The organism is Chelatococcus composti, from assembly GCF_014201415.1.
Taxonomy (GTDB): Bacteria; Pseudomonadota; Alphaproteobacteria; order Rhizobiales; family Beijerinckiaceae; genus Chelatococcus_A; species Chelatococcus_A composti.
This window is the reverse complement of record NZ_JACHEH010000002.1, coordinates 523443-547306: the sequence shown is the minus strand read 5'-3', so window position 1 is coordinate 547306 and position 23864 is coordinate 523443. Positions and strand designations below refer to the sequence as shown.

Sequence of the window (23864 nt, the reverse complement as noted above, 5' to 3'; positions counted from 1 at the left end):
TCCTCTTGCGGGGGTCACGGCCGGACGATGAAGGGGTGATACGTCAATCGAGAACGGCGCCGGTGGTCTCGTCGCCAAGCTTGCCGCGCAGGCGCTGGACGAAGCGGATCGCGGCATGGACGGTCATGCCCGCAAGCGCGGCCGACACCATCCAGTAGACGATGGATTTCGGGATATCGACGGAGACCATGTAGCCCGGCGCGCGGGCGCCCAGGAGATAGCCGTACCAGGCCATGGCGCCGCAGAAGAGCGTCACGAGCCCGTCGATGACCACGAGCGTCCAGTGCCGCACGGCCCTCGGCGCCAGAGTGATCACGGCCTCGACTGCGATGTGCGTGCCCTTGCGCATGGCCGTCACGGAGCCGATGAAGGCGACGGCGATGAGCAGATAGCGTGAGATTTCCTCGGTCCAGCCGTAGGAGTCGTTGAGGACGTAGCGCGTCCAGAACTGCAGGAGCACGATCGCGAAGAGCGCCCAGTAGACGATGAAGACGATGGCATCCTGCGGGCGAAGATCATCGAGGGGGACGCGGCTCTCCTGCTCGCGCCACTCCTCGAACATGGCCTCGGTATCGACCGTGTCGTGCTGGCCGTTGTGCGACATGCGCTACCCCCGCATTAGGCGTTCACCAGGCCCGGCGGCTGCCGGGCGTCACGGAGCCGGGGCGCTGCGGGGCGTCCCGGCGGAACGTGTCAGTTGGAGGCGCCGATGGCCTGGAGCCTGTCGTAGATATCCTTGTCCCAGGTGGCGTCGGGCCCGTTGTGCAGCTTGACGGTAGCCTCGCGGAAGGGCGCGCGGTCGACCTCGACCACGTTCTTGCCCTGCTGCCGGAACCAGCTCACCAGCTCCTTCTCGGCCTTGACGATGTCGTCGGTGCACTTGTCGGCGGCCTCCTTGAGGAGGCTGTACAAGGTCTGGCGTTCCTCGTCGGTCAGGCGTTGCGCCGTGCTGCCCGAGACGATGGTGAGCAGGGCGTCGGTGATGTGGCCAGTGAGGATGATATTCTTCTGGACCTCGTAGAACTTCTTGGCCTGGATGGTCGGAAGCGGGTTCTCCTGCGCGTCGGCCACGCCCTGGGACAGGGCGAGATAGACCTCGGCGAAGGCGATGGGCGTCGGGTTGGCGCCCACGGCGCGCGGGAACATTGTGTAGAGCGGCGCGTCCGGCACACGGATCTTGAGGCCCTTCATGTCCTCCGGCTTGGTGATGTCCTTGTTCGCCGTGACATGGCGCTCGCCGTAATAGGTGAGGGCGACGACGTCGTGGCCTGTGCGCTTCTTGTAGCCCTCGCCCAGCTCCTTGAAGAGGTCGGAGTTGCGGAAGGCCTGCCAGTGCGCGAAGTCGCGGAACATGTAGGGCGCGCCGCCGATGGCGAGCGGCCCGTAGGCCCGGCCGGCGAACAGCTGGCCCGTGAGGATGATGTCCACCGTGCCGAGAGACAGGCCCTCGTTGATGTCCGACTCCTTGCCCAGCGTGGAGGCCGGGTACACCTCGATGGTGTACTTGCCGTTGGTGCGCTTCTTGAACTCTTCGGCGGCCCACAGGGCCCACGTGTGATAGGGCTCGTTCGCTTCGTAGACGTGCGCCCACTTCAGGGTCGTCTGAGCAGCGGCGGGCCCGGCAAGACCGAAGGATGCGGCAAGAGCGAGCGCGCCAAGCGCGGCGCGGCGGGTCAGATCCATCATTGTTTCCTCCAGAAGCGTTCGCCGGTCTTCGCCAGCTTCAACAGAGCGATTTTTCCGCTCTCTGAATCGTTTAAATCCGTGGCACCGGAAAATGCAAGCGCGCCGTAAGGCCGTATTGCGCCCTCGAGCAGTCAGGCCACACCCGCTTCGACCTCGTCCTGCGGCATCAGAATCGCCCGCGACGCCTTGGTTTCGCGCACCAGGAAGTCGACCGTGGCCCGCACGCGGGCAACATCGCGCAGGTCGGCATGCACGATCAGCCAGAAGGAACGCACCAGCTCCACGTCGCGCCGCAGCACGGGGACGAGACGCGGATCACGCGCGGCCATGAAGTCGGGCAGCACGCACACCCCGGCGCCGGCGATCGTCGCATTCATCTGCGCAATGAGGTTCGAGCTCTGCAGGCGCGGCCTCAGACCCTTGGCGATGTCGTCGAGATAGTCGAGCTCGGGCGTGAAGATGAGGTCGTCGATATAGCCGATGAGCTGGTGGTCGAAGAGATCCTGCGGCGTCGTGATGGGCGGGCGGCCGGCAAGATAGGCCGGCGCCGCATAGAGGCCGAGGCGGTAGTCCGCCAGCTTGCGGGCCACGATCTTGCCCTCCTTCGGCGGGCTGAGCGAGATGGCGATGTCCGCCTCGCGCTTGGAGAGCGAAAGAAGCCGCGGCATGGCCACGAGCTGGATCTCGAGCTCCGGGTAGCGCTCGGCAAGCTGGCCGATGCGCGGGGCGAGAAAGAAGGCGCCGAACCCGTCCGGCGCGCCGATGCGCACGGTGCCGGACAGGGCGAGGTCCGCCCCGCCGATCTCGCTCTGCGCCGCGAGCGCCTCGCTCTCGATGGTCTCTGCCTTGGTCAGGAGGCGCTCGCCGTGCTCGGTGAGGGCATATCCCTGCGGCCGGCGCTCGAAAAGCTTGGCCTTCAGCGCATCCTCCAGCGCCGTGATGCGGCGGGAGACCGTCGCGTGGTCGGCCCCGAGCCGTCGCGCCGCCACCGTGAGCCGGCCCGCCCGCGCCACGGCGAGGAAGAAGCGAAGGTCGTCCCAGTCGAAGCGATTCATGCCCTGCCGCCTCCCGTTTTGGTATCTTTGCACGTACCAGATTTGAAATGTCCTATAGTCGTGCGCGAATGACAATGGTAGTGTGAAGGGACTGACGGAACGGCGTCGGCGCGCGTTGGCTTTGGCCGATTTCGCTCCCACAATCGAAGACACGACCGGCGCCGGCGGATGCGACGGAATTGTGCTCGCCGTTGCCAGGGCGCAGCGCCAGGCTCGGCACACCAGAACAGAACCGGCAGAGCATCGGAGAACGCAAGATGCGCACGATCGGACACTTCATCGGGGGGCGCGAGGTCGAGGGACAATCGGGACGTTTCGCGGACGTCTTCATTCCCATGACGGGCGAGGTGGGGGCGAAGGTGGCTCTTGCCTCGGCGGCCGAGGTGAGAGCCGCCGTCGAGAACGCCAAGGCGGCCCAGCCCGCCTGGGGAGCCACCAACCCGCAGCGCCGCGCACGCGTGCTCATGAAGTTTCTCGAGCTCGTCCAGCGCGACTTCGACAGCCTCGCCGAGCTTCTTGCGCGCGAGCACGGCAAGACCATTCCCGACGCCAGGGGCGACATCCAGCGCGGGCTGGAGGTGGTCGAATTCGCCTGCGGCGTGCCGCACCTGATGAAGGGTGAATACACCGAGGGCGCCGGCCCCGGTATCGATGTCTACTCGATGCGCCAGCCGCTCGGCGTGGTGGCCGGCATCACGCCCTTCAACTTCCCGGCCATGATCCCGATGTGGAAGTTCGCGCCGGCCATCGCCTGCGGCAATGCCTTCATCCTGAAGCCCTCGGAGCGCGACCCGAGCGTGCCCATGCGCCTCGCCGAGCTGATGATCGAGGCCGGGCTGCCGGAGGGCATCCTCAACGTCGTCAACGGCGACAAGGAGGCGGTCGACGCCATCCTGGACGATCCGGACATCATGGCGGTCGGCTTCGTCGGCTCGTCCTCAATCGCCGAGTACATCTATTCGCGCGGCTCCTCCAACGGCAAACGGGTGCAGTGCTTCGGCGGCGCCAAGAACCACATGATCATCATGCCCGACGCTGACCTGGACCAGGCGGTCGACGCCCTCATCGGCGCCGGCTACGGCTCGGCCGGCGAGCGCTGCATGGCGATCTCCGTCGCCGTTCCCGTCGGCCAGGTGACCGCCGAGCGGCTCGTGGAAAAGCTCGTCCCCCGCGTCGAGAGCCTCAAGATCGGCCCCTCTACCGACACCACCGCCGACTATGGCCCGCTCGTCACGAAGGCCCATCTCGAGAAGGTGAAGGCCTATGTCGAGCTGGGCATCCAGGAAGGGGCGAAACTCCTCGTCGATGGCCGCAACTTCACGCTGCAGGGCTATGAGAACGGCTTCTACATGGGCGGCTGCCTCTTCGACCACGTGACGCCCGGCATGCGCATCTACAAGGAGGAGATCTTCGGCCCGGTGCTCTCCATCGTGCGCGCCCACAACTACGAGGAGGCGCTGAGGCTGCCGTCGGAGCACCAGTACGGCAACGGCGTCGCCATCTTCACCCGCGACGGCGATGCGGCGCGCGACTTTGCCGCCAAGGTCAATGTCGGCATGGTGGGCATCAACGTGCCTATCCCGGTGCCGATCGCCTACTACACCTTCGGCGGCTGGAAGCGCTCCGGCTTCGGCGACCTGAACCAGCACGGGCCGGATTCGATCCGCTTCTACACCAAGACGAAGACCGTGACTTCGCGCTGGCCCTCCGGCGTGAAGGAAGGGGCGGAATTCGTCATCCCGACGATGAACTGATGCGGCGGCCGCCGGCCCGCCGCCTCACCGACTGGCGCCCAGAGCAACGGTCATGACCCAGTTCACGCTCAACGACGACCAGATCGCCATCCGCGACATGGCGCGCGACTTCGCCGCCCGCGAGCTTGCGCCCCATGCGGTGCGCTGGGACGAGGAGAAGCACTTTCCCGTCGACGTCATCCGCCAGGCCGGCGGGCTCGGCATGGGCGGCATCTACGTGCGCGAGGATGTCGGCGGCTCCGGCATGACGCGGCTCGATGCGGCGCTCATCTTCGAGGCGCTGGCCACCGGCTGCCCGTCCGTCGCGGCCTACATCTCCATCCACAACATGGCGACGTGGATGATCGACCGCTTCGGCGACGAGGCGCAGCGCCAGCGCTTCGTGCCGAAGCTGGCCGCCATGGAGCATCTGGCCAGCTACTGCCTGACGGAGCCGGGCGCCGGCTCTGACGCCGCGGCGCTCAAGACGCGGGCCGTGCGCGACGGAAACCACTACGTGCTCGACGGCGTCAAGCAGTTCATCTCCGGGGCCGGCACCTCGGACATCTACGTCGTCATGGCACGTACGGGCGATGCCGGCGCGGGCGGCATCTCCACCTTCGTCGTGGAGAAGGATACGCCCGGCCTCTCCTTCGGTGCCAACGAGAAGAAGATGGGCTGGAACGCCCAGCCCACGCGCCAGGTCATCTTCGAGAACTGCCGCGTGCCGGCCGACAATCGCCTCGGCGCCGAGGGCATCGGCTTCAAGATCGCCATGGCCGGACTCGACGGCGGGCGGCTCAACATCGGCGCGTGCTCCCTCGGCGGGGCACAGGCGGCGCTCGACAGGAGCCTCGCCTACATGCGCGAGCGCAAGGCCTTCGGCCGCGCCCTCACCGACTTCCAGGCGCTGCAGTTCACCCTCGCCGACATGGCGACCGAGCTGGAGGCGGCCCGCACCTTCCTGTGGCGCGCGGCGGCGGCGCTCGACGCGCAGGATCCGGAGGCAACGCGGCTCTGCGCCATGGCCAAGCGCGTCGCCACCGACCGCGGCTTCGAGATCGCCAACCAGGCGCTGCAGCTGCACGGCGGCTACGGCTACCTCGCCGACTACGGCATCGAGAAGATCGTGCGCGACCTGCGGGTCCACCAGATCCTGGAAGGCACCAACGAGATCATGCGCCTCATCGTGGCGAGAAGCCTCGTCGGGCGCAGCAGCGGCAACTGACGACAAGCCCACCGGAAAGGCGGGCGGGGGGAGGAGACCATGACCACCATCGCCTTCATCGGCCTCGGACACATGGGCGGGCCGATGGCCGCCAATCTCGTCAAGGCCGGCCACCGCGTCCATGGCTACGACATCGTCGCGGCCTCGCGCGAGGCCGCCGCTGCAAACGGCGTCGCCATTGCGGCGAGCGCGGCAGAGGCCGTCGCGGCGAGCGAGGTGGTCATCACCATGCTGCCAGCGGGCAAGCACGTCGTCGCCGTGTGGAAGGAGATCCTGCCGGCAGCCAGGGCCGGCACGCTTTTCATCGATTCCTCCACCATCGACGTCGAGAGCGCCCGGCGCGCCCACGCCATGGCGCACGAGGCGGGGATGGACGCCGTCGATGCCCCGGTCTCGGGCGGCGTTGGCGGGGCACAGGCCGCCACGCTGACCTTCATGGCCGGCGGCACGGACGGTGCCTTCGCGCGGGCGAAGCCCATTCTCGAGGCCATGGGCAAGCGCATCGTGCACTGCGGCCCGGCGGGCAACGGCCAGGCAGCCAAGATCTGCAACAACATGATCCTCGGCATCTCGATGATCGGGGTGTGCGAGGCTTTCGCCCTCGCCGAGAAGCTCGGCCTGTCGCACCAGGCGCTGTTCGACGTCGCCTCCACCTCCTCCGGCCAGTGCTGGTCGCTGACCACCTACTGCCCGGTGCCGGGGCCGGTGCCGACCTCCCCGGCCAACAACGGCTACAAGCCCGGCTTCTCGGCCGAGCTGATGCTGAAGGATCTCAGGCTGTCGCAGGATGCCGCCCTGGCGAGCGGAGCGGCGACACCCCTCGGCGCGGCAGCTGCCCAGCTCTATGCGCTCTATGCCGGCGCCGGCCACGGCGGGGAGGATTTTTCGGGCATCATCCACTTCCTGCGTGGCCTCGCCGGCGTTTCGTCGACGAAAGCATAGGCCTCGCCCCGCCATCCTGGCGCATCGCGGGGAAAAGTGTTGCATCCGCCCTACAGCGCCGCGGCGACAGTCACGCTAGCGTGGCCGGGATAGCGGGCGGCATGGTGCTGCCCGCCGGTCGGTAAAGCGTAGGCCCATGCGTTCGCCCTCACCCGCTCTCGATCCGGCGCTCGACGCTGCCATCCTGCTGCGCCGCATCGGCTTTGCGACCCTTCTCGTCGCCGTGCCCGTGGCTGCGCTGGTGGCTCGTCGCGCAGCTGTGGTTCTCGTACCCATCGGCATCGTCCTTATGGTCCTCGCGGCGCTGATGGACGGCGCCAACGGCGGCTTCAACCGCAGCCTGCGACGGACCTTCCTGTCGCCGGCGGGTCTTGCGGCGCTGGTGCTCCTCGGCTGGGCGACGCTTTCGATCGCCTGGGCACCGCAGGCCGACACCGCCTTCGAGAAGCTGTTTAACGCCCTCGGCGCCGCCGCCATGGCCTTCGCCGGCATCGCCGCGCTGCCGGAGCGCATGCGCGCCTCCAACCTCTATCTCACCGGCATTGGCGCCGCCGCCGCCGCCATCTTCGCCCTTCTCGTCGCCCTCGGCTTTCTTGGACGCGACGCGGTCGACCTCGCCAGCCTCGAGCGCGGCCTCATCACGCTGTCCGTCCTCGTGTGGCCGGCGATCGGCTGGCTCGTCTCGCGCGGGCACGGGCTCGTCGCGCTGGCGCTCGCTGCAGCGGCCGCGCTCGCTGTCATCGCAGGTGGCAGCCTCGTGCCGCTGTTGGCGCTGGCGATCGGCGCTGCGATGTTCGCCCTGACCTCGTGGCGACCGCTCGTCGGCCGGGACGTGCTGCGCGCGGCCGTCACGGCCGTGATCCTTGCCGCGCCCGTCCTGCCCTTTCTGCTTCGGCCGCTGGCGAAGGCGCTGGCGGGCACGTCGAGCCCGGCCGTGCAGTCCATCCGCACCTGGGCGGAGATCGTGCGCAACGACCCGTTGCGCCTCATCACCGGCCACGGGCTCGATGCCGGCCTGCGCGGCCGCCTCGTCGGCGTGGTGCCGCGCGAGGCTCCGCTCTCCCTGCCCTTCGAGATCTGGTACGACCTTGGCATCGTCGGTGCGACGACACTGACGGTGCTGCTCTATTTCGCCATCCGGGCCGCCGGCGGCATGACCGCCTCGCTCGTCCCGGCGGCCATCGCCACCTTTGCGGTGGCCTTCGTCGTCGCAGTCTCGGGCGTGGCGACCTCCCAGGCCTGGTGGCTGACGCTGCTCGGCATCGCCGTCATCGCCTTCCTCGCCATCGAACGCGGCCAGTTCCGCACGACGCGGCCCAAGGTCCGGCTCTTCGGCCGCCTCGGCGCGTCCTGAAGGGACGCGCCTTCACGCTGCGGCGATGCGCCCCTCGGCAACCGCGTGGCAGGCGACGCCCGCCTCGAGCGGGGGCACCTCGCGCCGGCAGCGATCGAAGACGAAGGGGCAGCGCGGGTGGAAGGTGCAGCCCGACGGCGGATTGATGGGGTTCGGGATCTCGCCCTGCACCGCCTCGCGCAGCCGGCCCGTCATGGCGATGTCGGGCACGGCGTTGAGCAGCATGCGTGTGTAGGGATGCTGCGGTTTGACGAACAGCTCCCGCCCGCCGCCGATCTCGACGATGCGGCCAAGGTACATGACGCCGATGCGGCTCGCCATGTGGCGCACCACCGCCAGATTGTGGCTGATGAAGAGATAGGTCAGGCCGAAGCGGTCCTGCAGGTCGCGCATCAGGTTGAGGATCTGCGCCTGCACCGACACGTCGAGGGCCGAGGTCGGCTCGTCGCAGACGATGAACTCCGCCTGCGAGGCGAGGGCCCGGGCGATGGCGATGCGCTGGCGCTGTCCGCCGGAGAACTCGTGCGGGAACTTGGCGCCGTCCGCCGGGTGCAGGCCGACGAGCGTCAGAAGCTCGCCCACCCGCTCGCGCACCTCGCGGGCGCTGGCGCTGAGATGGAAGGCCCGGATCGGCTCGGCGATGATGCGTTCCACCCGCCAGCGCGGGTTGAGACTGGCGTAGGGGTCCTGGAAAATCATCTGGATACGCCGGCGCAGGGCCCGCACCTCCGCCGCCCGGGCGGGGTCGTTGATCGGCACCCCGTCAATGACGACCTCACCGGCCGACGGCGGCAGGAGGCCCACGACCATGCGCGCCACGGTGGACTTGCCCGAGCCCGATTCACCGACGAGGGCGAAGGTCTCGCCGCGGCGGATGGTGAAGCTCACGTCGTCCACCGCCGTCAGGTACTGCTTCTGCTCCCGCTCCAGCATGCGGTTGAGCCAGGGCTTGGACACATCGAAGACGCGCCTCAGGCGGCGCACCTCGACGAAGGGGAGCTCGCTCATGACGCTGCCTCCGCTTGCGCCTCGTCATAGAGATGGCAGGCGACCTTGCGCCCGTCGCGGTCGAGGGGAGACGGCCGGTCGACCGAGCAGCGGGCAAAAGCCCGCTCGCAGCGCGGGTGGAAGGCGCAGCCTGGCGGAATGGCCGAGAGGCGCGGCATGGAGCCCCGGATCTGCACCAGCCGGTCGGCTTGCCCCTCGAGAGAGGGAATGGCCCCCATCAGGCCCACCGCATAGGGGTGCAGCGGCCGCTTGACCACGTCCCGCACCGGGCCGATCTCGGCGATCCGGCCCGAGTACATCACCGCCACCCGGTCGGCTGTCTCGGCAATGACGCCCATATCGTGGGTGACGAGCATCACGGCGGTGCCGCGCTCGGCGCAAAGGCGCTTGATGAGGGTGATGATTTGCGCCTGCACGGAAACGTCGAGCGCCGTCGTCGGCTCGTCGGCGATGACGAGTTCCGGCTCGGCACACAGGGCGAGCGCGATCACGACGCGCTGGCGCATGCCGCCGGAGAATTCGTGCGGATAGCCGTCGATGCGCCGCTCGGGCGCCGGGATGCCCACCTCGGCGAGGAGGTCGATGGCGCGCCTGCGGGCCTGCCCGGCGGACAGGGGCAGGTGCGTCCTGATGGTTTCCACGAGCTGCTCGCCCACCGTGTAGAGCGGATTGAGGCTCGTCAGCGGGTCCTGAAAGATCATGCCGATGCGCTTGCCGCGGATGCGGCGCATCGCTTCGGGCGGCAGGTTGTCGATCCGCTCGCCCTTCAGGCGGATCTCGCCCCCGGCGATGCGGCCCGGCGGCTCGATGAGCCCGATGACGGCCGAGCCGGTGACGGACTTGCCGGCGCCCGACTCGCCGACGACGCCGAGCACCTCGCCCGGCGCGATGTCGAAGGAGACGCCGTCGATGGCCTTGAGCACGCCGCGGCGGGTGACGAACTCGACCTTGAGGTCGCGGACGGAAAGGACAGGCTGGGTCATCTGAGCTTCGGATTCAGGGCATCGCGCAGCCAGTCGCCGAGCAGGTTGACGGCGAGGACCAGGGCCGCGAGCGTCAGGCCGGGGAAGGCGACGATCCACCATTCTCCGGAGAAGAGATAGTCGTTGCCGATGCGGATGAGGGTGCCGAGCGAGGGCTGCGTCGGCGGCAGGCCCACCCCGAGGAAGGAGAGGGTCGCCTCGGTGATGACGGCAAGGCCCAGGTTGATGGTGAGGATGACAAGCACCGGCCCGATGACGTTGGGCAGCACGTGCCGCGCCATGATGACGACGGGTGACAGGCCCACGAGCCGCGCCGCCTGGATGTAGTCCTTGTGCTTCTCCACGAGCGTCGAGCCGCGGACGGTGCGCGCGTACTGCACCCAGAACGACAGGCCGATAGAGACGACGAGCACGCCGAACGCCGTGTCCTCCCGGCTCGCCCCCTTGAGCAGCGCATGCACCACTCCGTCCACCAGGAGCGCGATGAGGATGGCGGGGAAGGTGAGTTGCACGTCGGCGATGCGCATGATCACCGCATCGACCCGCCCGCCGACGTAGCCGGCGACGAGACCGAGCGTGATGCCGATGGCGGCCGCCATCATCACGCCGAGCACGCCGATGATGAGCGACACGCGCAGCCCGTAGAGGATGGCGGAGAAGAGGTCGCGCCCCTGGTCGTCCGTGCCGAGGAGGAAGCGTGGATCGCCCCCTGCTTGCCAGCGCGGCGGGGTGAGGGAATCGATGAGGAAGACCTCCGCCGGGTCGAAGGGATTGTAGGGCGCGATCAGCGGCGCGAACAGCGCAAGAACCACGAGCACGAGCGTGACGACGGCGGCAAGCACCGTAACACGCGAGGCGAGGAAGCTCGCCATGAGATCGTGATCCATCATGCGCGCGAACCAGCCGGGCGCAGGTGCCGCCTCCGCCTGCGCGGGCGGTTCCGTCCTGTCCTGCATGGCGTCGGACATCTCGTTCCTCACGCGGCGCGGACCGAGACCTTGAGGCGCGGATCGACGACCGCGTAGAGAAGGTCAACGGCAAGGTTGATGACGACGAAGAGGAAGGCGATCAGCAGCAGGTAGGCGGCCATGATGGGAATGTCGACGTTCTGCACCGCCTGCAGGAACAGCACGCCCATGCCCGGCCACTGGAACACCGTCTCGGTGATGATGGCGAAGGCGATAATGGAGCCAAGCTGCAGGCCGGTAATGGTGATGACGGGCACCAGGGTGTTCTTGAGCGCATGGCCGAAGTTGATGGCCCGGCGCGTCAGCCCGCGGGCGCGGGCGAACTTGATGTAGTCGGTGCGCAGCACCTCGAGCATCTCGGCCCGCACCAGCCGCATGATCAGCGTCATCTGGAACATGCCGAGGGTGATCGACGGCAGGATGAGCGCCCGCAGGCCCGATGCGGTGAGGAAGCCCGTCGTCCACCAGTCGCCGATCCGCACCACCTCGCCGCGGCCGAAGGACGGCAGCCAGCCGAGTGTGACGGCGAAGACGTAGATGAGCAGGATGCCGATGAGAAAGGTCGGCAGGCTGACGCCGACGAGCGATACTGCCTGGAACAGTTTGGCGAGCCAGCTGTCACGCCTGAGCGCCGTGTAGACGCCCATGGGAATGCCGACGACGAGCGCGAAGACGGCAGAAACGAAGGCAAGCTCGAGCGTCGCCGGCATGCGCTCCCCGAGCAGCTTCGTCACCGGCTGGCGGAACTGGTAGGAGATGCCGAAGTCGAGCTGCGCCGCCCGCCCGACATAGCGTGCGAACTGCACCACGAAAGGGTCGTTGAGGCCGAGGCTTTCGCGAATCTGCGCCCGCTCCTCGGGGGAGGCCTCGATACTGACGATCTGGTTCACCGGATCGCCAACGAAACGGAACATCGCGAAGGCGATGAAGGCCACCGCCAGCAGGACGCCGATGGACTGGACGAGGCGGCGGATGATGAAGGCAAGCATGAAAGGCTCTTTGTGTTGGGCGACGGCGGCCTGCACCCGCCGATGCAGGGCACCGCTCCGGCGCCGGCGATGGCCGGCCAGACAGTCCGCCCTCTTCCGTGCCCGGTCCTGCCGGGCACGGCATCCCTCGCGGGAAAGAGCGGTTCGCCACAAGAGAGGGCCGCGGCTGGCGCCTGGCCCTCGCAGTCAACTCAATCCTTCGTCACCCAGTAGAAGAGAAACTGGTTGTCGGCGCGCTGCACCACGTGGGTGTTCTTGGCGACGCCCCAGGCGAGCGCCTGCTGGTGCAGCGGCACGTAGCCCCAGTCCTCCTCCTGGCCCAGGATGTAGGCCTGCTTGATGAGCTCGTTGCGCTTGGCCGTATCCGTTTCGACGAGGACCTGCTTCATCAGCTCCTCCATCTTCGGATTGCAGTAGTTGCCGAGGTTGTTGTTGCCGCCGTTCCCCTTCTCGTCGCGGCAGCCGTACATGTTGGCCAGGATGTTGTAAGAATCGAAGGAGCCCGGCGTCCAGCCCAGCAGGTAGAAGGACGTGTCGTAGCCGCCGGCGGCGAGCACCTTGGCGAAATACTTGGCCTTGGGCTGGGCGTTGAGGTTCACCTTGATGCCGATGCGCGCCAGCATGCCGACGACCGCCTGGCAGATGCGCTCGTCATTGACGTAGCGATCGTTGGGGCAGTCCATGCCGACCTCGAAGCCGTCGGGATAGCCGGCCTCGGCGAGGAGCTTCTTGGCCCCTTCGGGGTCGAAGGGCGGACGCTTGAAGTCACCCGCAAGGTCGAACAGCAGCGGGGAGATCATCAGCGCGCTGGGGGTCGCGGCCCCGCGCATCACCTTGTCCCGGATGGCCTCGATGTCGATGGCCTGGTAGACGGCCTGGCGCACGCGCTTGTCCTTGAAGGGGTTCTTGCCCTTCACGTTGGAGTAGAGCAGCTCGTCGCGGTACTGGTCGAAGCCGAGGAAGATGGTGCGCAGCTCCGGCCCCTGAAGGACGCGGGCATTGGGGCTCGCGTTGACGCGGTCGACGTCCTGCAGCGGGACGGGGTCAATCCAGTCCACCTCGCCGGACAGGAGGGCCGCGACGCGCGTGGCGTCGGACGCGATCGGCGTGAAGATGGCCTCGGTCAGGTTGTGCTTGGGCGTATCCCACCAGTTGGGATTGGGCTTCCAGACGGTCTTCACGCCGGGCTGGTGGCTCTCCACGATGAAGGGGCCGGTGCCGTTGGCGTTGAGGGCGGCGTAGCTCGGCGTCGTCGCGGCCGCGGGCGTCGGCTTGGCGGCGCCGTGCTCCTCCGACCACTCCTTGTCCATGATGTACCACGTATCCCACTCGTAATGCAGGATCGGGTTGGGAGCGGGCAGCTCCACGTCGACCGTGTAGTCGTCCACCTTGACGAACTTCGCCTCGGCCGGGACACGGGTCTTCAGGTCGGACCCGTCAGCGCGCACGCGGTCAGCCGAGAACAGCACGTCATCGGCGTTGAAGTCGTTGCCGTTGTGGAATTTCACACCCTTGCGCAGGTAGAAGCGCCAGCGCTTGCCGCCGTCCAGCACCTCCCAGCGTTCCGCGAGGCCCGGAATGATCTTGAGCTCAGGATCGCGCTTGGTGAGGCCCTCATAGACTGCGGCGTGCATGCCGAGGGTGAAGGTCTCGTTGAGCGTGTAGGGGTCAAGCGACTTGTAGTCGCCCTGGAAGGCGAAACGCAGCGTCTTGGCCTGCAGCGGCGTGCCCGCCAGCAGCAAGCCGGCGAAGGATGCAACTGCAACCCCCCTGACGAATTTCAGCATGGTGATCCTCTCTGGAACGGCCCGTCTTGGTGCGGGTATTGGCTCGAAATGGGTGGCGGACGCGCCGCCGGCCGTTTCGGTCGGCTCCGATGCGAACAATAGACAGTGTCTGCGGCAGCGGTCTAGTGGCCATTCCGCTTCGCCCGGGCGGCGCATGCGCGCGCGAAAGACCGCCTTCTGTGGCCATGCGCGCAGCGTGGTTGACCTCACCGGGCAGCTTCGTTTTGCTGGCCAAAGCGCACCCGTCCGGGCGCGAACAATCCACGAGGGGCCGTTCTTCCATGCCGAACACTGACCGCATCGCCGCGCTCAAGGAGGAGATCACCGCCTGGCGCCGCGACTTCCACAGCAACCCGGAGCTGCTCTACGACGTGCATCGCACTGCCGGCATCGTCGCCGAGAAGCTGACCTCCTTCGGCTGTGACGAGGTCGTGACCGGCATCGGCCGCACGGGTGTCGTCGGCGTCATCCGCGGGCGCAGCACCGGCTCGGGCAAGGTCATCGCCCTGCGCGCCGACATGGATGCCCTGCCCATCGAGGAAGAGACGAACCTGCCCTACCGCTCCAAGGTGCCGGGCAAGATGCACGCCTGCGGCCACGACGGCCACACCGCCATGCTGCTCGGCGCGGCGCGCTATCTCGCCGAGACGCGCGACTTCGACGGCACGGTCGTGCTCCTCTTCCAACCGGCCGAGGAAGGTGGCGGCGGCGCCAAGGCCATGATCGATGACGGGGTGATGGACCGCTTCGGCGTGCAGGAGGTCTACGGCATGCACAACATGCCGGGGCTGCCCGTCGGCTCCTTCGCGCTGCGTCCCGGCCCCGTGATGGCGGCCGCAGACAGGTTCCGCATCCATGTGGAAGGCAGGGGCGGCCATGCCGCCAAACCCAACGAGACGATCGACACCCTGCTCGTCGCGACTCACATCGTCACGGCCTTGCAGTCCATCGTCTCGCGCAACGCCGACCCGCTGGAATCGGCCGTCGTCTCCGTCACGTCCTTCAAGGCGGGCGAAGCCTTCAACGTCATTCCGCAGACGGCGGAACTGCTGGGCACGGTCCGCACGCTGACGCCCGAGCTGCGCGACCTGTGCGAGACGCGCCTCAAGGAGATCGCCACCACCGTCGCGCGCGCCTTCGGCGCCACGGCGACAATCGAGTATGAGCGCGGCTACCCCGTCACCCGCAACCACGAGGCGCAGACGGAGTTCGCCGCGAGCATTGCGGCCAAGCTGGCCGCGGGCGCGTCAGGCACCGTGGACCTGAACGTGCCGCCGACCATGGGGGCCGAGGACTTCTCCTTCATGCTGGAGGCACGCCCCGGCGCTTTCATCTTCATGGGCAATGGCGATTCCGCCGGCCTCCATCACCCGGCCTACGACTTCAACGATGACGCCATTCCCGTCGGCGTCGGCTACTGGGCGACGCTCGTCGAGACGGCGATGCCCGCGCGCTGAAGCTATGGGGGCGCGGCTTCCCGCGCCCCGTCAGTCCTCCAGCCCGAGCCTGCGGGCCGCGCGCTGCAGCACGGCGAAGATGAGCGCCGTCGACCAGCCGAAGAGAAGCACGCCGTTGGCCGCCGCCATCGGGCCGAGCAGGCGCCACTTCTCGTCGGGCAGGAGGTCGCCGTAGCCGAGCGTGGTGTAGTTGACGAAGGCGAAGTAGAAGTCACTGCCACTCGCAGGCGCGGCGTCGATGACGACGTAGACCAGCGCCCACAGCGCCACCTCGGCCATGTGCGTCAGCGTCAGCACGCCGCCGATGGCCCCCATGACGACGGCGAGCGTGACCCGCCCATGGCGGCGGTGTCCGAGTCCCAGCCTGTCGAGCCAGTGGACGAGCGCCACTGAGACGAGGGCATGCAGGCCGACGTTGATCATGCTGACTGTCAGGCCGACCGCGATATTCGCCATCATGCCGCTTCTTCCCCGCGGATCCCCCGCCCCCGTCGGGCGGGCGGATCCGCTATAGCGGGCCGGACGGAACGCCGGAAGGGGCGATGCTCCCCGAGCGCCTGCTTGACGTGCGGCACCATGAAGGACAGGGTTGCGAACGGGCCCCTGGCCCAGAAGCCGCCGTCGAAGACCGCCGTGACGACAACCGCCTCCCGGGCCGCGCTGACAACGACATTCTTCTCGCGCCGGATGACGGTCACGGGCACCACGGCGCCCGATACCGTCCGCGCCGTGACGGCCTTGATTCTGGTGGGATGTGAGGCCCTCAGGCCGGCGCGCGATGGTCCTCGTGCAGGCACTGGCCGTGATCGGCCAGGACCTCGATGACGCGGCATTCGGCGATGGTGCCGTTGCCGCAGTGGTCGAGCATGCGGGCGATCTCGTCGCGCAGCGCCTCGAGCTGGGCGATGCGCCGCTCGATATCCTTGAGATGCGCGCGGGCGATGGCGTCGGCGCCGGAGCAGGAGGCCGCCGGATCCGCCGCCATGGCGAGAAGATCGCGGATCGCGTCGACGGAAAAGCCGAGGTCGCGGGCATGGCGGATGAAGCGCAGACGCCGCACGGCCGCACCGTCATAGCGCCGCTGGCCGCCCTCCGTGCGCGGCGGCTCCGGCAGCAGGCCGATCTTCTCGTAGTAGCGGATGGTCTCGACGTTCACGCCCGTCGCCCGCGACAGGGCCCCGATGGAGAGATCGTCCGCGGGGGTGTGCGTCGCCGGGCGCATGGCAGTCTCCATATCCGTAGAACCTGCAGATATGGGCGGGGCGCTTCCGGTGCAAGCTCAGCCCCACGGGCCGTGTGGCGGCGCGGCGCCGGACGAGGAGGGGTCGGCGTCGCCGCGCCGGGCGATGTGCGGCACGGTCTCGACCTGCTCGGGCCGGCGGCCGCCGGCGTAGCGCACGAGGGCATCGATGCGGTCGTCAATGGACGGGTGCGTCGCGAAGAGATCGGAGAAGCCCGAGCGCGGATTGTCGACGCACATCTCCATGATGCCGGAGGGGACGCCTGCCAGCTCCCCGCGTCCGGAAATCTTGAGGAGCGCGCCGATCATCGCGTCCGGGTTCTTGGTGAGCTCCACCGCCCCGGCATCGGCGAGATACTCGCGCGAGCGCGACAGCGCGAAGCGGATGACGATGGACAGGATCCAGGACAGGACAATGAGGGCGACCGCGATGAGGATGGCGATGGCGGCCGCCCCGCCGCCACCCTTGCGATCGCCCGACGAGGAGGACGTCGAGGAAGAGGACGGCCGCGTCGATCCGCCGGGCGGGGAACCCCACGACATCCGCGTCAGGCCCCGGAACAGCAGCTCGCCGAAGAAGGAGACGACACCGGCGATAATGACGGCGATCACCATCAGGCGCACGTCACCGTTGCGGATGTGCGTGAGCTCGTGCGCAAGCACGGCCTCCATCTCGGCATCGCTCAGCGCCTCCTTGAGCCCGCGTGTCACCGTGATGGCATACTGCTTCTCGTTGAGCCCGGTGGCGAAGGCGTTGAGGGCGTCGGTCTCCATGATGCTCAGGCGCGGCATGGGCAGGCCGCGCGAGATGCACAGGTTCTCCAGCAGGTTGTAGAGCTTGGGCTCCTCCTCGCGCGTCACGGCGTGAGAGCCGGTCACGAGCGCGATCATGCCCTGGTGGAACTTCCAGCCGATGAATAGCCACACCGCTGTGCCGAGCGTGACCCAGGGGAAGGCGACGAGGAAGCCGCCGAACGCCCCGCGCAGGTAGCCATCGAGCGTGTCCTCGTAGGCCATCGCCTCGACGACGAGCGCCGCAGCATAGGTCAGCACGTAGACGAGCAGGAACAGCCCGGCGAGCAGCAGCCCCGAGCGGATACGGTTGTTGCGGATGTGGCTGTAGAGGCCGAAGGCGGGCAGCATGGCCCCGCCCTCTCGTCAGAACTTGACCTGCGGGGCGACGTCGAGCTGCTGGCGGGCCGTCTCGCCCACGTCGAAGAACTCGCGCGGGGTGAAGCCGAAGCTCGCGGCGAAGAGCACCGCAGGGAAAGCCTGTATGGCGGCGTTGTACTCCGACACCGCGTTGTTGAAGAAGCGCCGCGCCGCGGCAAGCTTGTTCTCGATGTCCGAGAGGTCCGTCTGCAGCTGCTGGAAGTTGGCGTTGGCCTTGAGGTCCGGGTAGGCCTCCGCGAGCGCGATGAGCCGGCCGAGGGCGCCGCTCAGCGCCTGTTCCGCCGCCGCCTGCTGGGCCGGGCCCTGGGCGCCGAGCGCGGCGTTGCGCGCCTGCACGACAGCGTCGAGCGTGCCGCGCTCGTGGGCGGCATAGCCCTTCACCGTCTCGACGAGGTTCGGGATGAGGTCGTGCCGCTGTTTCAGCTGCACGTCGATGTCGGCGAAGGCCTGGTTGACGCGCTGCCGCAGCGACACGAGGCCGTTGTAGACCATGATGGCATAGAGCACCGCCACGACGACGATGCCGAGAATCGCCCATTCCATCGCAAGACCCTCCTCAGCGCCGCGATGCCCCGCGGCGGCGCGACGATGCCATGGGCGCGGGCGCGCGAAAAGCCCGCCGCTCGTCGACAGATGCGCCATGCGCTGCCCGTTGGCCCGCTGCGCCGCAACCTGTGCCCCTCAATCCCTGGCCACCGGCCTGCGGAAGGTTTCCACCTGCGAGCGCGTGCCATCGGCAAAGACAAGCTGGACCGAGACGGTGCGTGTGTCATCCGGGACGATGAGATAGGGCTGCATGTTCGCCGGCACCGCATAGGGGTTGCTCTCGTCGCAGGGCGGCAGCGGCAGCACCACCTCCAGCGGCCCGCCGTCGATGCCCATCACCGCCTTCTGCAGCGCGCACCGGTAGCTGATGAGCTGGGTGTAGTAGACGAGCGTCGGCCCCTCGCTGCGAAAGGAGACCCAGGCGCCGCGGGTCTGCTCAAGCACGTCACGCTGGCTGGCGACGAGCGCCTCATGCGGGTCGAAATCGATGACGAAGGGGCCGACGGAGTGGCCCGCCGCGTCGTCGTACATGACGTAGATGGACGTCTTCTCCTGATCTGCCGGCAGCGGAAAGCTCGTCAATGGCGCCGGCTTGCCGGTGCGCGGATCGAGCGTCTGGCTCGTGCCCGTTGCGCGGAAGGCTCCCTGCTCGCCAATGCGGTAGCTGATGGCCGTCGCCGGCTCGGGCATCGACAGGGCCACGTGCCAGCCGGCGTTCGAGCGCGTGAAGGAGGCGCTCGGCCGGGTCGGGCCGGCCGCGAAGAAGGCTTCCGTCTCGCCGCGCCGCCGGCGTGCGTCGTCCAGCCATTCGGCCAAGAGCGACTGGTCGAGGAAGAAGGGGGGCAGCCGCCCCTCCTCGTCCGCTGCCAGGAAACGCTCAAGCGCCTCGAACTCTAGGCGGCGGTCCGTCAGCGTGCGGGTGCCGAGACGCCCCTCGCCGTATTCGCCTGCGAGCAGGTAGAAGGCCGGGGCGTAGTCGGGATGGGCGGTGGCAAACGCCTCGACCCTCGCCCGTCGCTCGGCCCCCTCGAACTGCAGGGCATGGACGAGGGCGGCCGCGCGCGTGGGGTGGTGAGCGAGCAGCCCGCCAAAGACCTCCCGCGCGCCGGCCCGCCCCTCCGACGCCCGCACCAGCGCGGCCAGGCGCAGGAGAGGGTCGATCTCCTCGCCGCCGAGGCGGGCGAGGGCGAGATAGGCATGGCGCGCCGCGGGCGTGTCGCCGCGCGCCTCGTAGAGCCGCGCGTTGTGGTAGAGCTCCGCCGCGGTCGCCGCATCGGGCACGATGCCGCCGTGGCGGGACAGCGCGGCGAAGGCCGCCGCGGGATCCTGCGCGTCAGCACTGGCCGTCGGCGCTGAGCGGCCCGTCAGCGCGCCGGAGGCCCACAGGACGACACCCGTGGCGACGGCGAGGGCAGCGGTGAGCGCCACCACCATCGGGGCGCCCGGTCTGGGCAGGGCCGCCCGAATGCCCTCCGCGCCTTCCTCGCCGGCTTTCACAAGAGAAGGCCAGTCGACCACGAAGGCATGCACCGGCCGCGGGATGTTCTTCACCTCGCGCGGACCGATGTCGCGAAAGGGCACCGAGATCTTGTTCGCCACCGTCTCGTGCACCGAGCGCGAGATGCAGATGCCGCCCGGCTCGGCGAGGCTTTCGAGCCGCGCGGCGATGTTGACTCCGTCGCCCAGCAGATCGCCGTCGCGCTCGACGACGTCGCCGATGCTGATGCCGATGCGAAACTGCAGGCGACGCCCCGGCGGCAGGGACAGGTTGCGGGTGCGCAGGGATTCCTGGATGTCGATGGCGCAACGCGTGGCCTCGACCGCACTGTCGAAGGCGCACATCACCGAGTCGCCGGCGGTGTTGAAGATGCGGCCGCCGTGGCGGGCGACGAACGCGTCGAACACCTCGCGATAGGCGGCGAGCCGCTGCAGCGTTTCCTCTTCCGCCTCGGCGACGAGTCGCGAGAAGCCCGCCACGTCGGCAGCGAGAATGGCGGCAATCCTGCGCTTCATGCCCGAAGGCTCCGGTCTTCGATGGGCGAGAGCTAGAGCGGGTCCGACCGGACATCCGTGCCGAAACGCACATCGCGGCGCGCTTTGCCGCCCTGGTCACCGCGGGCGGTCAGCGCGGCGCGCGCTTGGCGAGGATCCGCTGCAGGGTGCGCCGGTGCATGTTGAGTCGCCGCGCCGTCTCGGAGACATTGCGGCCGCACAGTTCGTAGACGCGCTGGATGTGCTCCCACCGCACGCGGTCCGCCGACATGGGGTTTTCCGGTGGCGGAGCGCGCATGCCGCTGCGCGCCATCAGCGCGGCGTGGATCTCGTCCGCGTCGGCGGGCTTGGCCAGATAGTCGTAGGCGCCGAGCTTCACGGCCGAGACGGCAGTCGCGATGTTGCCGTAGCCGGTCAGCATGATGCCGCGGGCATCGGGCCGTCGCTCCTTGAGACGCGTGACGACATCGAGGCCGTTGCCGTCGCCGAGCCGCATGTCGATCACCGCGTAGGCCGGCGGTGCCTCGTCGATCGCCGCGAGCCCCTCGGCCACCGATTCCGCCGTCCGCACGGTATAGCCCCGGCTTTCCATGGCGCGCGCCAGGCGCATCAGGAACGGCCGGTCGTCGTCGACAATAAGGAGGCTCTGGTCGGAACCGGGCTCAGTCGCACTCACCTGCATCATCAACCTCGTTTCTGCAGCAGCGCATGCGCGCAAGCTGCGCACTTCGACCCTCCCTGATTTTATTATATAGATAGGATGTTTCGCCTTCCTGTCACGAAAAACCGTTAATTCAGGCCGCCTCAGGCACCCTTTCGAAGGCTGCACGCGGCCAGGTGACGGTGACGACGGCACCCTGGGCCGGCGGCGCGGCGTTGCGGAAGGTCAGCGTCGCGCCGGAGCGCTCAAGAAGCGTCTTGGCGATGAAGAGCCCGAGGCCGAGCCCCGTGGCTTCGCCGCCGGCGCGGCGGCCGATGCCTCGGGTGGTGACGTAGGGCTCGCCGAGGCGCAGCAGCACCTCGGGCGCAAAGCCCGCCCCGTCGTCGGCCACCGTGATCGACACAGTCTCGGCGTCCCAATGGGCGCGGATGTCGACCTTGGAGCGAGCGAAATCGAGCGCGTTGTCGATGAGATTGCCGAGCCCGTAGAGCATGCCGGGATTGCGGCGGCAGACCGGCTCCGGCGGGTCGCCCGACAGGGAGACCGAGATGGGCACGCCGAAGGGTCGTTGCGGGCCGGCAACCTCCTCGATGAGATGGTGCAGCGTCAGGCTCTCGAGCGGCCCGGCCTCCTCGGTGCCGAGGGACGTGAGCTTTCCGAGGATGCCGCGGCAGCGTTCCACCTGCTCGCGCAGGAGGGCGACATCCTCGCCTATCGCGCTCTCGGGCGGCGCCTGCCGGCTCAGCTCCTTGGCAACGAGGGCGATGGTGGCGAGCGGCGTGCCGAGTTCGTGGGCGGCGGCAGCGGCGAGGCCGTCAAGCTGCGACAGGTGCTGCTCGCGCGCCAGAACCAGCTCCGTCGCGCTCAGCGCCTCGGCGAGCTGCCGCGCTTCCTCGGCGACGCGCCAGGCATAGATGCCGGTGAAGCTGAGCCCGAGGATGATCGCCGTCCAGATGCCTACCGTATAGAGGAAGGGCAGCTGGAACACCTCGCCAGGCCGCCAGGGGAGCGGCTGGTGGACGAAGGCGAGCCCCGTCGCGCAGGCCATGACCAGAAGCCCGAGCACCAGCGTGCGCCACGGCGGCAAGGCTGTCGCCGAGATGAGCACCGGCGCGAGAAACAGCAGCGAGAACGGGTTGTCGAGCCCGCCCGTCAGATAAAGCAGCGCCGCGAGTTGCAGGATGTCGTAGCCGAGCATCACCGAAGCGGCGCCATCGCCGAGGCGGTAGCTGACCGGATAGCGGATGCGCAGGGCGATGTTGAGCCAGGCCGAGACGGCGATCACCAGGAAGCACAGGCCGAACGGCAGGGGAAAGCCGAGGCCGAAGTGCACACCGGCCACGGCCGTGCTCTGGCCGATGACGGCGAGCCAGCGCAGGCGCACGAGCGTATCGAGCCTGAGCTGCTGGGCGTGTCGATTGAAATCGACCAAGGCATCGTCGGCCATCGGCAATTGCCCTCCTCGTCGCCCTTCGGCTCCACGGCATGGGGCCGCAGCCGCCGGGCTCCTACCAAGCACGCCGCGCGCGCCTGCACAATGATCCCTCGTATTCCCTCGGTGCGTTGCAGTACGGGCAAGGCATACATTCCGATGGATCAAAGGGGTCGCTCAGGCGTTTGCTTAAAGGGCTGTTGATAACTAAGAGGTTTGAATCGATACAATTCGGCGGTACAGTCAGCGGCGATATTGCACTGCAGCATCGCGATGATTCGCTGCGGCGCGCAAAACGAATCGAGGAGGTGGGAATGAATCTCGCCTACTACTGGTACGAGGCGGCGCACGCGGCGGTCGGTCCCGCCCGTCTCCTCTCCGGCGCCACCCAGGCCATCTTCTCCGACCCCGCCAACCCGCTCACGAACACGCCCTATGGCCGCTCCATCTCGGCTGCGTGTGAACTCTTCGAGCGGTCGACGCGCCGCTACGGCAAGCCTGAATTCGGCCTTACCAGCACCACCATTGGCGGGCAGCGCGCCGTTGTGCGGGAGCGCATCGTCTGGCAGAGACCCTTCTGCAACCTTATCCATTTCGACCGGTCGATGCCGGGCGGCACGCCCAGCCAGCCGAAGATGCTGCTGGTAGCGCCCATGTCCGGCCACTACGCGACGCTGCTGCGCGGCACGGTGGAAACCTTCCTGCCGACGCACGAGGTCTACATTACCGACTGGGCGGACGCGCGCATGATCCCGCTGTCCGAGGGCCGGTTCGACCTCGACGACTACATCGACTACGTCATCTCCATGCTGCACGTGCTCGGCCCAGACGTGCATGTCCTCGCCGTCTGCCAGCCGGCCGTGCCGGTCATCGCGGCCATCGCGCGCATGGAGGCGCAGAACGACCCCTTCGTGCCACGCTCGATGACGCTGATGGGTGGCCCCATCGACACGCGCCGCTCGCCCACGGCGGTGAACAGGCTCGCAGAGGAGCGCGGCACCGAGTGGTTCCGCCGCCACTGCATCTTCCGCGTGCCCTTCCCCAACCCGGGCTTCATGCGTTCAGTCTATCCGGGCTTCCTGCAGCTGTCCGGCTTCATGGCCATGAACCTCGACCGGCACATCTCGGCGCATCTGGAGATGTTCAACCATCTCGTCGAGGGTGACGGCGACTCCGCTGACAAGCACCGGGACTTCTATGACGAATATCTCGCCGTGATGGACCTGACGGCGGAGTTCTATCTGCAGACCGTCGACACCGTCTTCGTCCGCCACGCGCTGCCGAAGGGCGAGATGTTGCACCGCGACCAGCCGGTCGATCTCAGGGCCATCCGCCGCGTTGCGCTGATGACCGTGGAAGGCGAGAAGGACGACATCTCCGGCGTGGGACAGACCGAGGCCGCTCACGAGCTGTGCCCCAACATCCCCGCCGACATGCGGGCCCACCACCTGCAGAAGGGCGTCGGCCACTACGGCGTGTTCAACGGCTCGCGCTTCCGCGCCGAAGTCGCCCCGCGTATCGCGGACTTCATCGCGACCGTGGAAGCCATGCACGGCAAGAAGAAGCCGCGACGCGCCGCCGCCGGGTGAACGACAGCCGCGGCACTTCGCATTCCTGGTGACGGGCACCG

At 68.3% G+C, this 23864-nt stretch carries 22 protein-coding genes; 6 read left to right on the top strand and 16 right to left on the bottom strand.

Translation table 11 applies throughout. The features are described 5' to 3' along the window. Positions 1-43: 43 nt before the first annotated feature. The 3 genes from HNQ73_RS05840 to HNQ73_RS05830 form a co-directional block, all read right to left on the bottom strand. On the bottom strand, positions 44-604 hold the full coding sequence (locus tag HNQ73_RS05840; protein WP_183333163.1) for a TRAP transporter small permease: 561 nt from the start codon (positions 602-604) through the stop codon (positions 44-46). An 89-nt stretch (positions 605-693) separates the two neighbouring features. Beyond that, positions 694-1683, bottom strand: a complete 990-nt coding sequence (locus tag HNQ73_RS05835; RefSeq protein WP_183333353.1) for a sialic acid TRAP transporter substrate-binding protein SiaP — start codon at positions 1681-1683, stop codon at positions 694-696. A gap of 134 nt (positions 1684-1817) precedes the next feature. After that, positions 1818-2741, bottom strand: a complete 924-nt coding sequence (locus tag HNQ73_RS05830) for a LysR family transcriptional regulator (protein ID WP_183333162.1) — start codon at positions 2739-2741, stop codon at positions 1818-1820. A 257-nt stretch (positions 2742-2998) separates the two neighbouring features. Here HNQ73_RS05830 and HNQ73_RS05825 point away from each other — a divergent pair, with 257 nt between their 5' ends. The 4 genes from HNQ73_RS05825 to HNQ73_RS05810 all read left to right on the top strand — a co-directional run bounded on the left by HNQ73_RS05825 (position 2999) and on the right by HNQ73_RS05810 (position 7998). Beyond that, the gene (locus HNQ73_RS05825; protein WP_183333160.1) at positions 2999-4495 is read left to right on the top strand and encodes a CoA-acylating methylmalonate-semialdehyde dehydrogenase; all 1497 of its coding nucleotides are present in this window, start codon (positions 2999-3001) and stop codon (positions 4493-4495) included. 52 nt (positions 4496-4547) lie between these two features. Continuing rightward, positions 4548-5702, top strand: a complete 1155-nt coding sequence (locus HNQ73_RS05820) for an isobutyryl-CoA dehydrogenase (protein ID WP_183333158.1) — start codon at positions 4548-4550, stop codon at positions 5700-5702. 39 nt (positions 5703-5741) lie between these two features. Continuing rightward, positions 5742-6644, top strand: a complete 903-nt coding sequence (gene mmsB, locus HNQ73_RS05815) for a 3-hydroxyisobutyrate dehydrogenase (RefSeq protein WP_183333156.1) — start codon at positions 5742-5744, stop codon at positions 6642-6644. Between the two features lie 136 nt (positions 6645-6780). Beyond that, positions 6781-7998 carry a peptide ABC transporter permease gene (locus tag HNQ73_RS05810; protein WP_183333154.1) on the top strand — a complete coding sequence of 406 codons (1218 nt, stop codon included), beginning with the start codon at positions 6781-6783 and terminating at the stop codon, positions 7996-7998. Between the two features lie 12 nt (positions 7999-8010). Here HNQ73_RS05810 and HNQ73_RS05805 read toward each other — a convergent pair whose 3' ends face one another. The 5 genes from HNQ73_RS05805 to HNQ73_RS05785 all read right to left on the bottom strand — a co-directional run bounded on the left by HNQ73_RS05805 (position 8011) and on the right by HNQ73_RS05785 (position 13733). Further along, entirely contained in the window at positions 8011-9006 is a 996-nt protein-coding gene (locus tag HNQ73_RS05805; RefSeq protein ID WP_183333152.1) for an ABC transporter ATP-binding protein, read from the bottom strand. Beyond that, positions 9003-9989 carry an ABC transporter ATP-binding protein gene (locus HNQ73_RS05800; protein ID WP_183333151.1) on the bottom strand — a complete coding sequence of 329 codons (987 nt, stop codon included), beginning with the start codon at positions 9987-9989 and terminating at the stop codon, positions 9003-9005. Before HNQ73_RS05800 ends, HNQ73_RS05805 begins: the two co-directional genes overlap by 4 nt. Further along, a complete protein-coding gene (locus tag HNQ73_RS05795; RefSeq protein WP_373284865.1) occupies positions 9986-10957 on the bottom strand; it encodes an ABC transporter permease in 972 nt (323 codons plus the stop codon). The genes HNQ73_RS05800 and HNQ73_RS05795 overlap by 4 nt, the downstream gene beginning before the upstream one ends. An 8-nt stretch (positions 10958-10965) precedes the next feature. Next, entirely contained in the window at positions 10966-11946 is a 981-nt protein-coding gene (locus HNQ73_RS05790; RefSeq protein WP_183333149.1) for an ABC transporter permease, read from the bottom strand. 191 nt (positions 11947-12137) lie between these two features. Beyond that, on the bottom strand, positions 12138-13733 hold the full coding sequence (locus HNQ73_RS05785; RefSeq protein WP_183333147.1) for an ABC transporter substrate-binding protein: 1596 nt from the start codon (positions 13731-13733) through the stop codon (positions 12138-12140). A gap of 281 nt (positions 13734-14014) precedes the next feature. Between HNQ73_RS05785 and HNQ73_RS05780 the strand changes: the two genes are divergently transcribed. Next, positions 14015-15190 (top strand): M20 aminoacylase family protein, encoded by a 1176-nt coding sequence (locus tag HNQ73_RS05780; RefSeq protein ID WP_183333145.1) that lies wholly within the window; start codon positions 14015-14017, stop codon positions 15188-15190. A 30-nt stretch (positions 15191-15220) separates the two neighbouring features. Here HNQ73_RS05780 and HNQ73_RS05775 read toward each other — a convergent pair whose 3' ends face one another. The 8 genes from HNQ73_RS05775 to HNQ73_RS05740 form a co-directional block, all read right to left on the bottom strand. Continuing rightward, positions 15221-15649, bottom strand: coding sequence for a potassium channel family protein (locus HNQ73_RS05775; protein ID WP_183333143.1), 429 nt, complete (start codon positions 15647-15649; stop codon positions 15221-15223). Continuing rightward, positions 15646-15897: a hypothetical protein gene (locus HNQ73_RS05770; RefSeq protein WP_183333141.1), complete on the bottom strand. Its 252-nt coding sequence runs from the start codon at positions 15895-15897 to the stop codon at positions 15646-15648. The genes HNQ73_RS05775 and HNQ73_RS05770 overlap by 4 nt, the downstream gene beginning before the upstream one ends. 56 nt (positions 15898-15953) lie before the next feature. Next, entirely contained in the window at positions 15954-16412 is a 459-nt protein-coding gene (locus HNQ73_RS05765) for a MerR family transcriptional regulator (protein WP_244649911.1), read from the bottom strand. A 57-nt stretch (positions 16413-16469) separates the two neighbouring features. Continuing rightward, on the bottom strand, positions 16470-17570 hold the full coding sequence (locus tag HNQ73_RS05760) for a M48 family metallopeptidase (RefSeq protein WP_244649936.1): 1101 nt from the start codon (positions 17568-17570) through the stop codon (positions 16470-16472). A gap of 18 nt (positions 17571-17588) precedes the next feature. Further along, positions 17589-18146, bottom strand: coding sequence for a LemA family protein (locus HNQ73_RS05755; RefSeq protein WP_183333135.1), 558 nt, complete (start codon positions 18144-18146; stop codon positions 17589-17591). A gap of 138 nt (positions 18147-18284) precedes the next feature. Continuing rightward, positions 18285-20162 carry an adenylate/guanylate cyclase domain-containing protein gene (locus HNQ73_RS05750; protein WP_183333133.1) on the bottom strand — a complete coding sequence of 626 codons (1878 nt, stop codon included), beginning with the start codon at positions 20160-20162 and terminating at the stop codon, positions 18285-18287. A 109-nt stretch (positions 20163-20271) separates the two neighbouring features. After that, a complete protein-coding gene (locus tag HNQ73_RS05745; RefSeq protein WP_183333131.1) occupies positions 20272-20826 on the bottom strand; it encodes an ActR/PrrA/RegA family redox response regulator transcription factor in 555 nt (184 codons plus the stop codon). Positions 20827-20935: 109 nt separating this feature from the next. Next, positions 20936-22249 carry an ActS/PrrB/RegB family redox-sensitive histidine kinase gene (locus tag HNQ73_RS05740; RefSeq protein ID WP_183333129.1) on the bottom strand — a complete coding sequence of 438 codons (1314 nt, stop codon included), beginning with the start codon at positions 22247-22249 and terminating at the stop codon, positions 20936-20938. Between the two features lie 299 nt (positions 22250-22548). Here HNQ73_RS05740 and HNQ73_RS05735 point away from each other — a divergent pair, with 299 nt between their 5' ends. Then, entirely contained in the window at positions 22549-23823 is a 1275-nt protein-coding gene (locus HNQ73_RS05735; protein ID WP_183333127.1) for a polyhydroxyalkanoate depolymerase, read from the top strand. The last annotated feature ends 41 nt before the right edge of the window (positions 23824-23864 follow it).

Coding starts and splice junctions, on each gene's coding strand:
- HNQ73_RS05840 (WP_183333163.1), bottom strand. CDS start 604: ATGTCGCACAACGGCCAGCACGACACGGTCGATACCGAGGCCATGTTC.
- HNQ73_RS05835 (WP_183333353.1), bottom strand. CDS start 1,683: ATGGATCTGACCCGCCGCGCCGCGCTTGGCGCGCTCGCTCTTGCCGCA.
- HNQ73_RS05830 (WP_183333162.1), bottom strand. CDS start 2,741: ATGAATCGCTTCGACTGGGACGACCTTCGCTTCTTCCTCGCCGTGGCG.
- HNQ73_RS05825 (WP_183333160.1), top strand. CDS start 2,999: ATGCGCACGATCGGACACTTCATCGGGGGGCGCGAGGTCGAGGGACAA.
- HNQ73_RS05820 (WP_183333158.1), top strand. CDS start 4,548: ATGACCCAGTTCACGCTCAACGACGACCAGATCGCCATCCGCGACATG.
- mmsB (WP_183333156.1), top strand. CDS start 5,742: ATGACCACCATCGCCTTCATCGGCCTCGGACACATGGGCGGGCCGATG.
- HNQ73_RS05810 (WP_183333154.1), top strand. CDS start 6,781: ATGCGTTCGCCCTCACCCGCTCTCGATCCGGCGCTCGACGCTGCCATC.
- HNQ73_RS05805 (WP_183333152.1), bottom strand. CDS start 9,006: ATGAGCGAGCTCCCCTTCGTCGAGGTGCGCCGCCTGAGGCGCGTCTTC.
- HNQ73_RS05800 (WP_183333151.1), bottom strand. CDS start 9,989: ATGACCCAGCCTGTCCTTTCCGTCCGCGACCTCAAGGTCGAGTTCGTC.
- HNQ73_RS05795 (WP_373284865.1), bottom strand. CDS start 10,957: ATGTCCGACGCCATGCAGGACAGGACGGAACCGCCCGCGCAGGCGGAG.
- HNQ73_RS05790 (WP_183333149.1), bottom strand. CDS start 11,946: ATGCTTGCCTTCATCATCCGCCGCCTCGTCCAGTCCATCGGCGTCCTG.
- HNQ73_RS05785 (WP_183333147.1), bottom strand. CDS start 13,733: ATGCTGAAATTCGTCAGGGGGGTTGCAGTTGCATCCTTCGCCGGCTTG.
- HNQ73_RS05780 (WP_183333145.1), top strand. CDS start 14,015: ATGCCGAACACTGACCGCATCGCCGCGCTCAAGGAGGAGATCACCGCC.
- HNQ73_RS05775 (WP_183333143.1), bottom strand. CDS start 15,649: ATGATGGCGAATATCGCGGTCGGCCTGACAGTCAGCATGATCAACGTC.
- HNQ73_RS05765 (WP_244649911.1), bottom strand. CDS start 16,412: ATGCGCCCGGCGACGCACACCCCCGCGGACGATCTCTCCATCGGGGCC.
- HNQ73_RS05755 (WP_183333135.1), bottom strand. CDS start 18,146: ATGGAATGGGCGATTCTCGGCATCGTCGTCGTGGCGGTGCTCTATGCC.
- HNQ73_RS05750 (WP_183333133.1), bottom strand. CDS start 20,162: ATGAAGCGCAGGATTGCCGCCATTCTCGCTGCCGACGTGGCGGGCTTC.
- HNQ73_RS05745 (WP_183333131.1), bottom strand. CDS start 20,826: ATGATGCAGGTGAGTGCGACTGAGCCCGGTTCCGACCAGAGCCTCCTT.
- HNQ73_RS05740 (WP_183333129.1), bottom strand. CDS start 22,249: ATGGCCGACGATGCCTTGGTCGATTTCAATCGACACGCCCAGCAGCTC.
- HNQ73_RS05735 (WP_183333127.1), top strand. CDS start 22,549: ATGAATCTCGCCTACTACTGGTACGAGGCGGCGCACGCGGCGGTCGGT.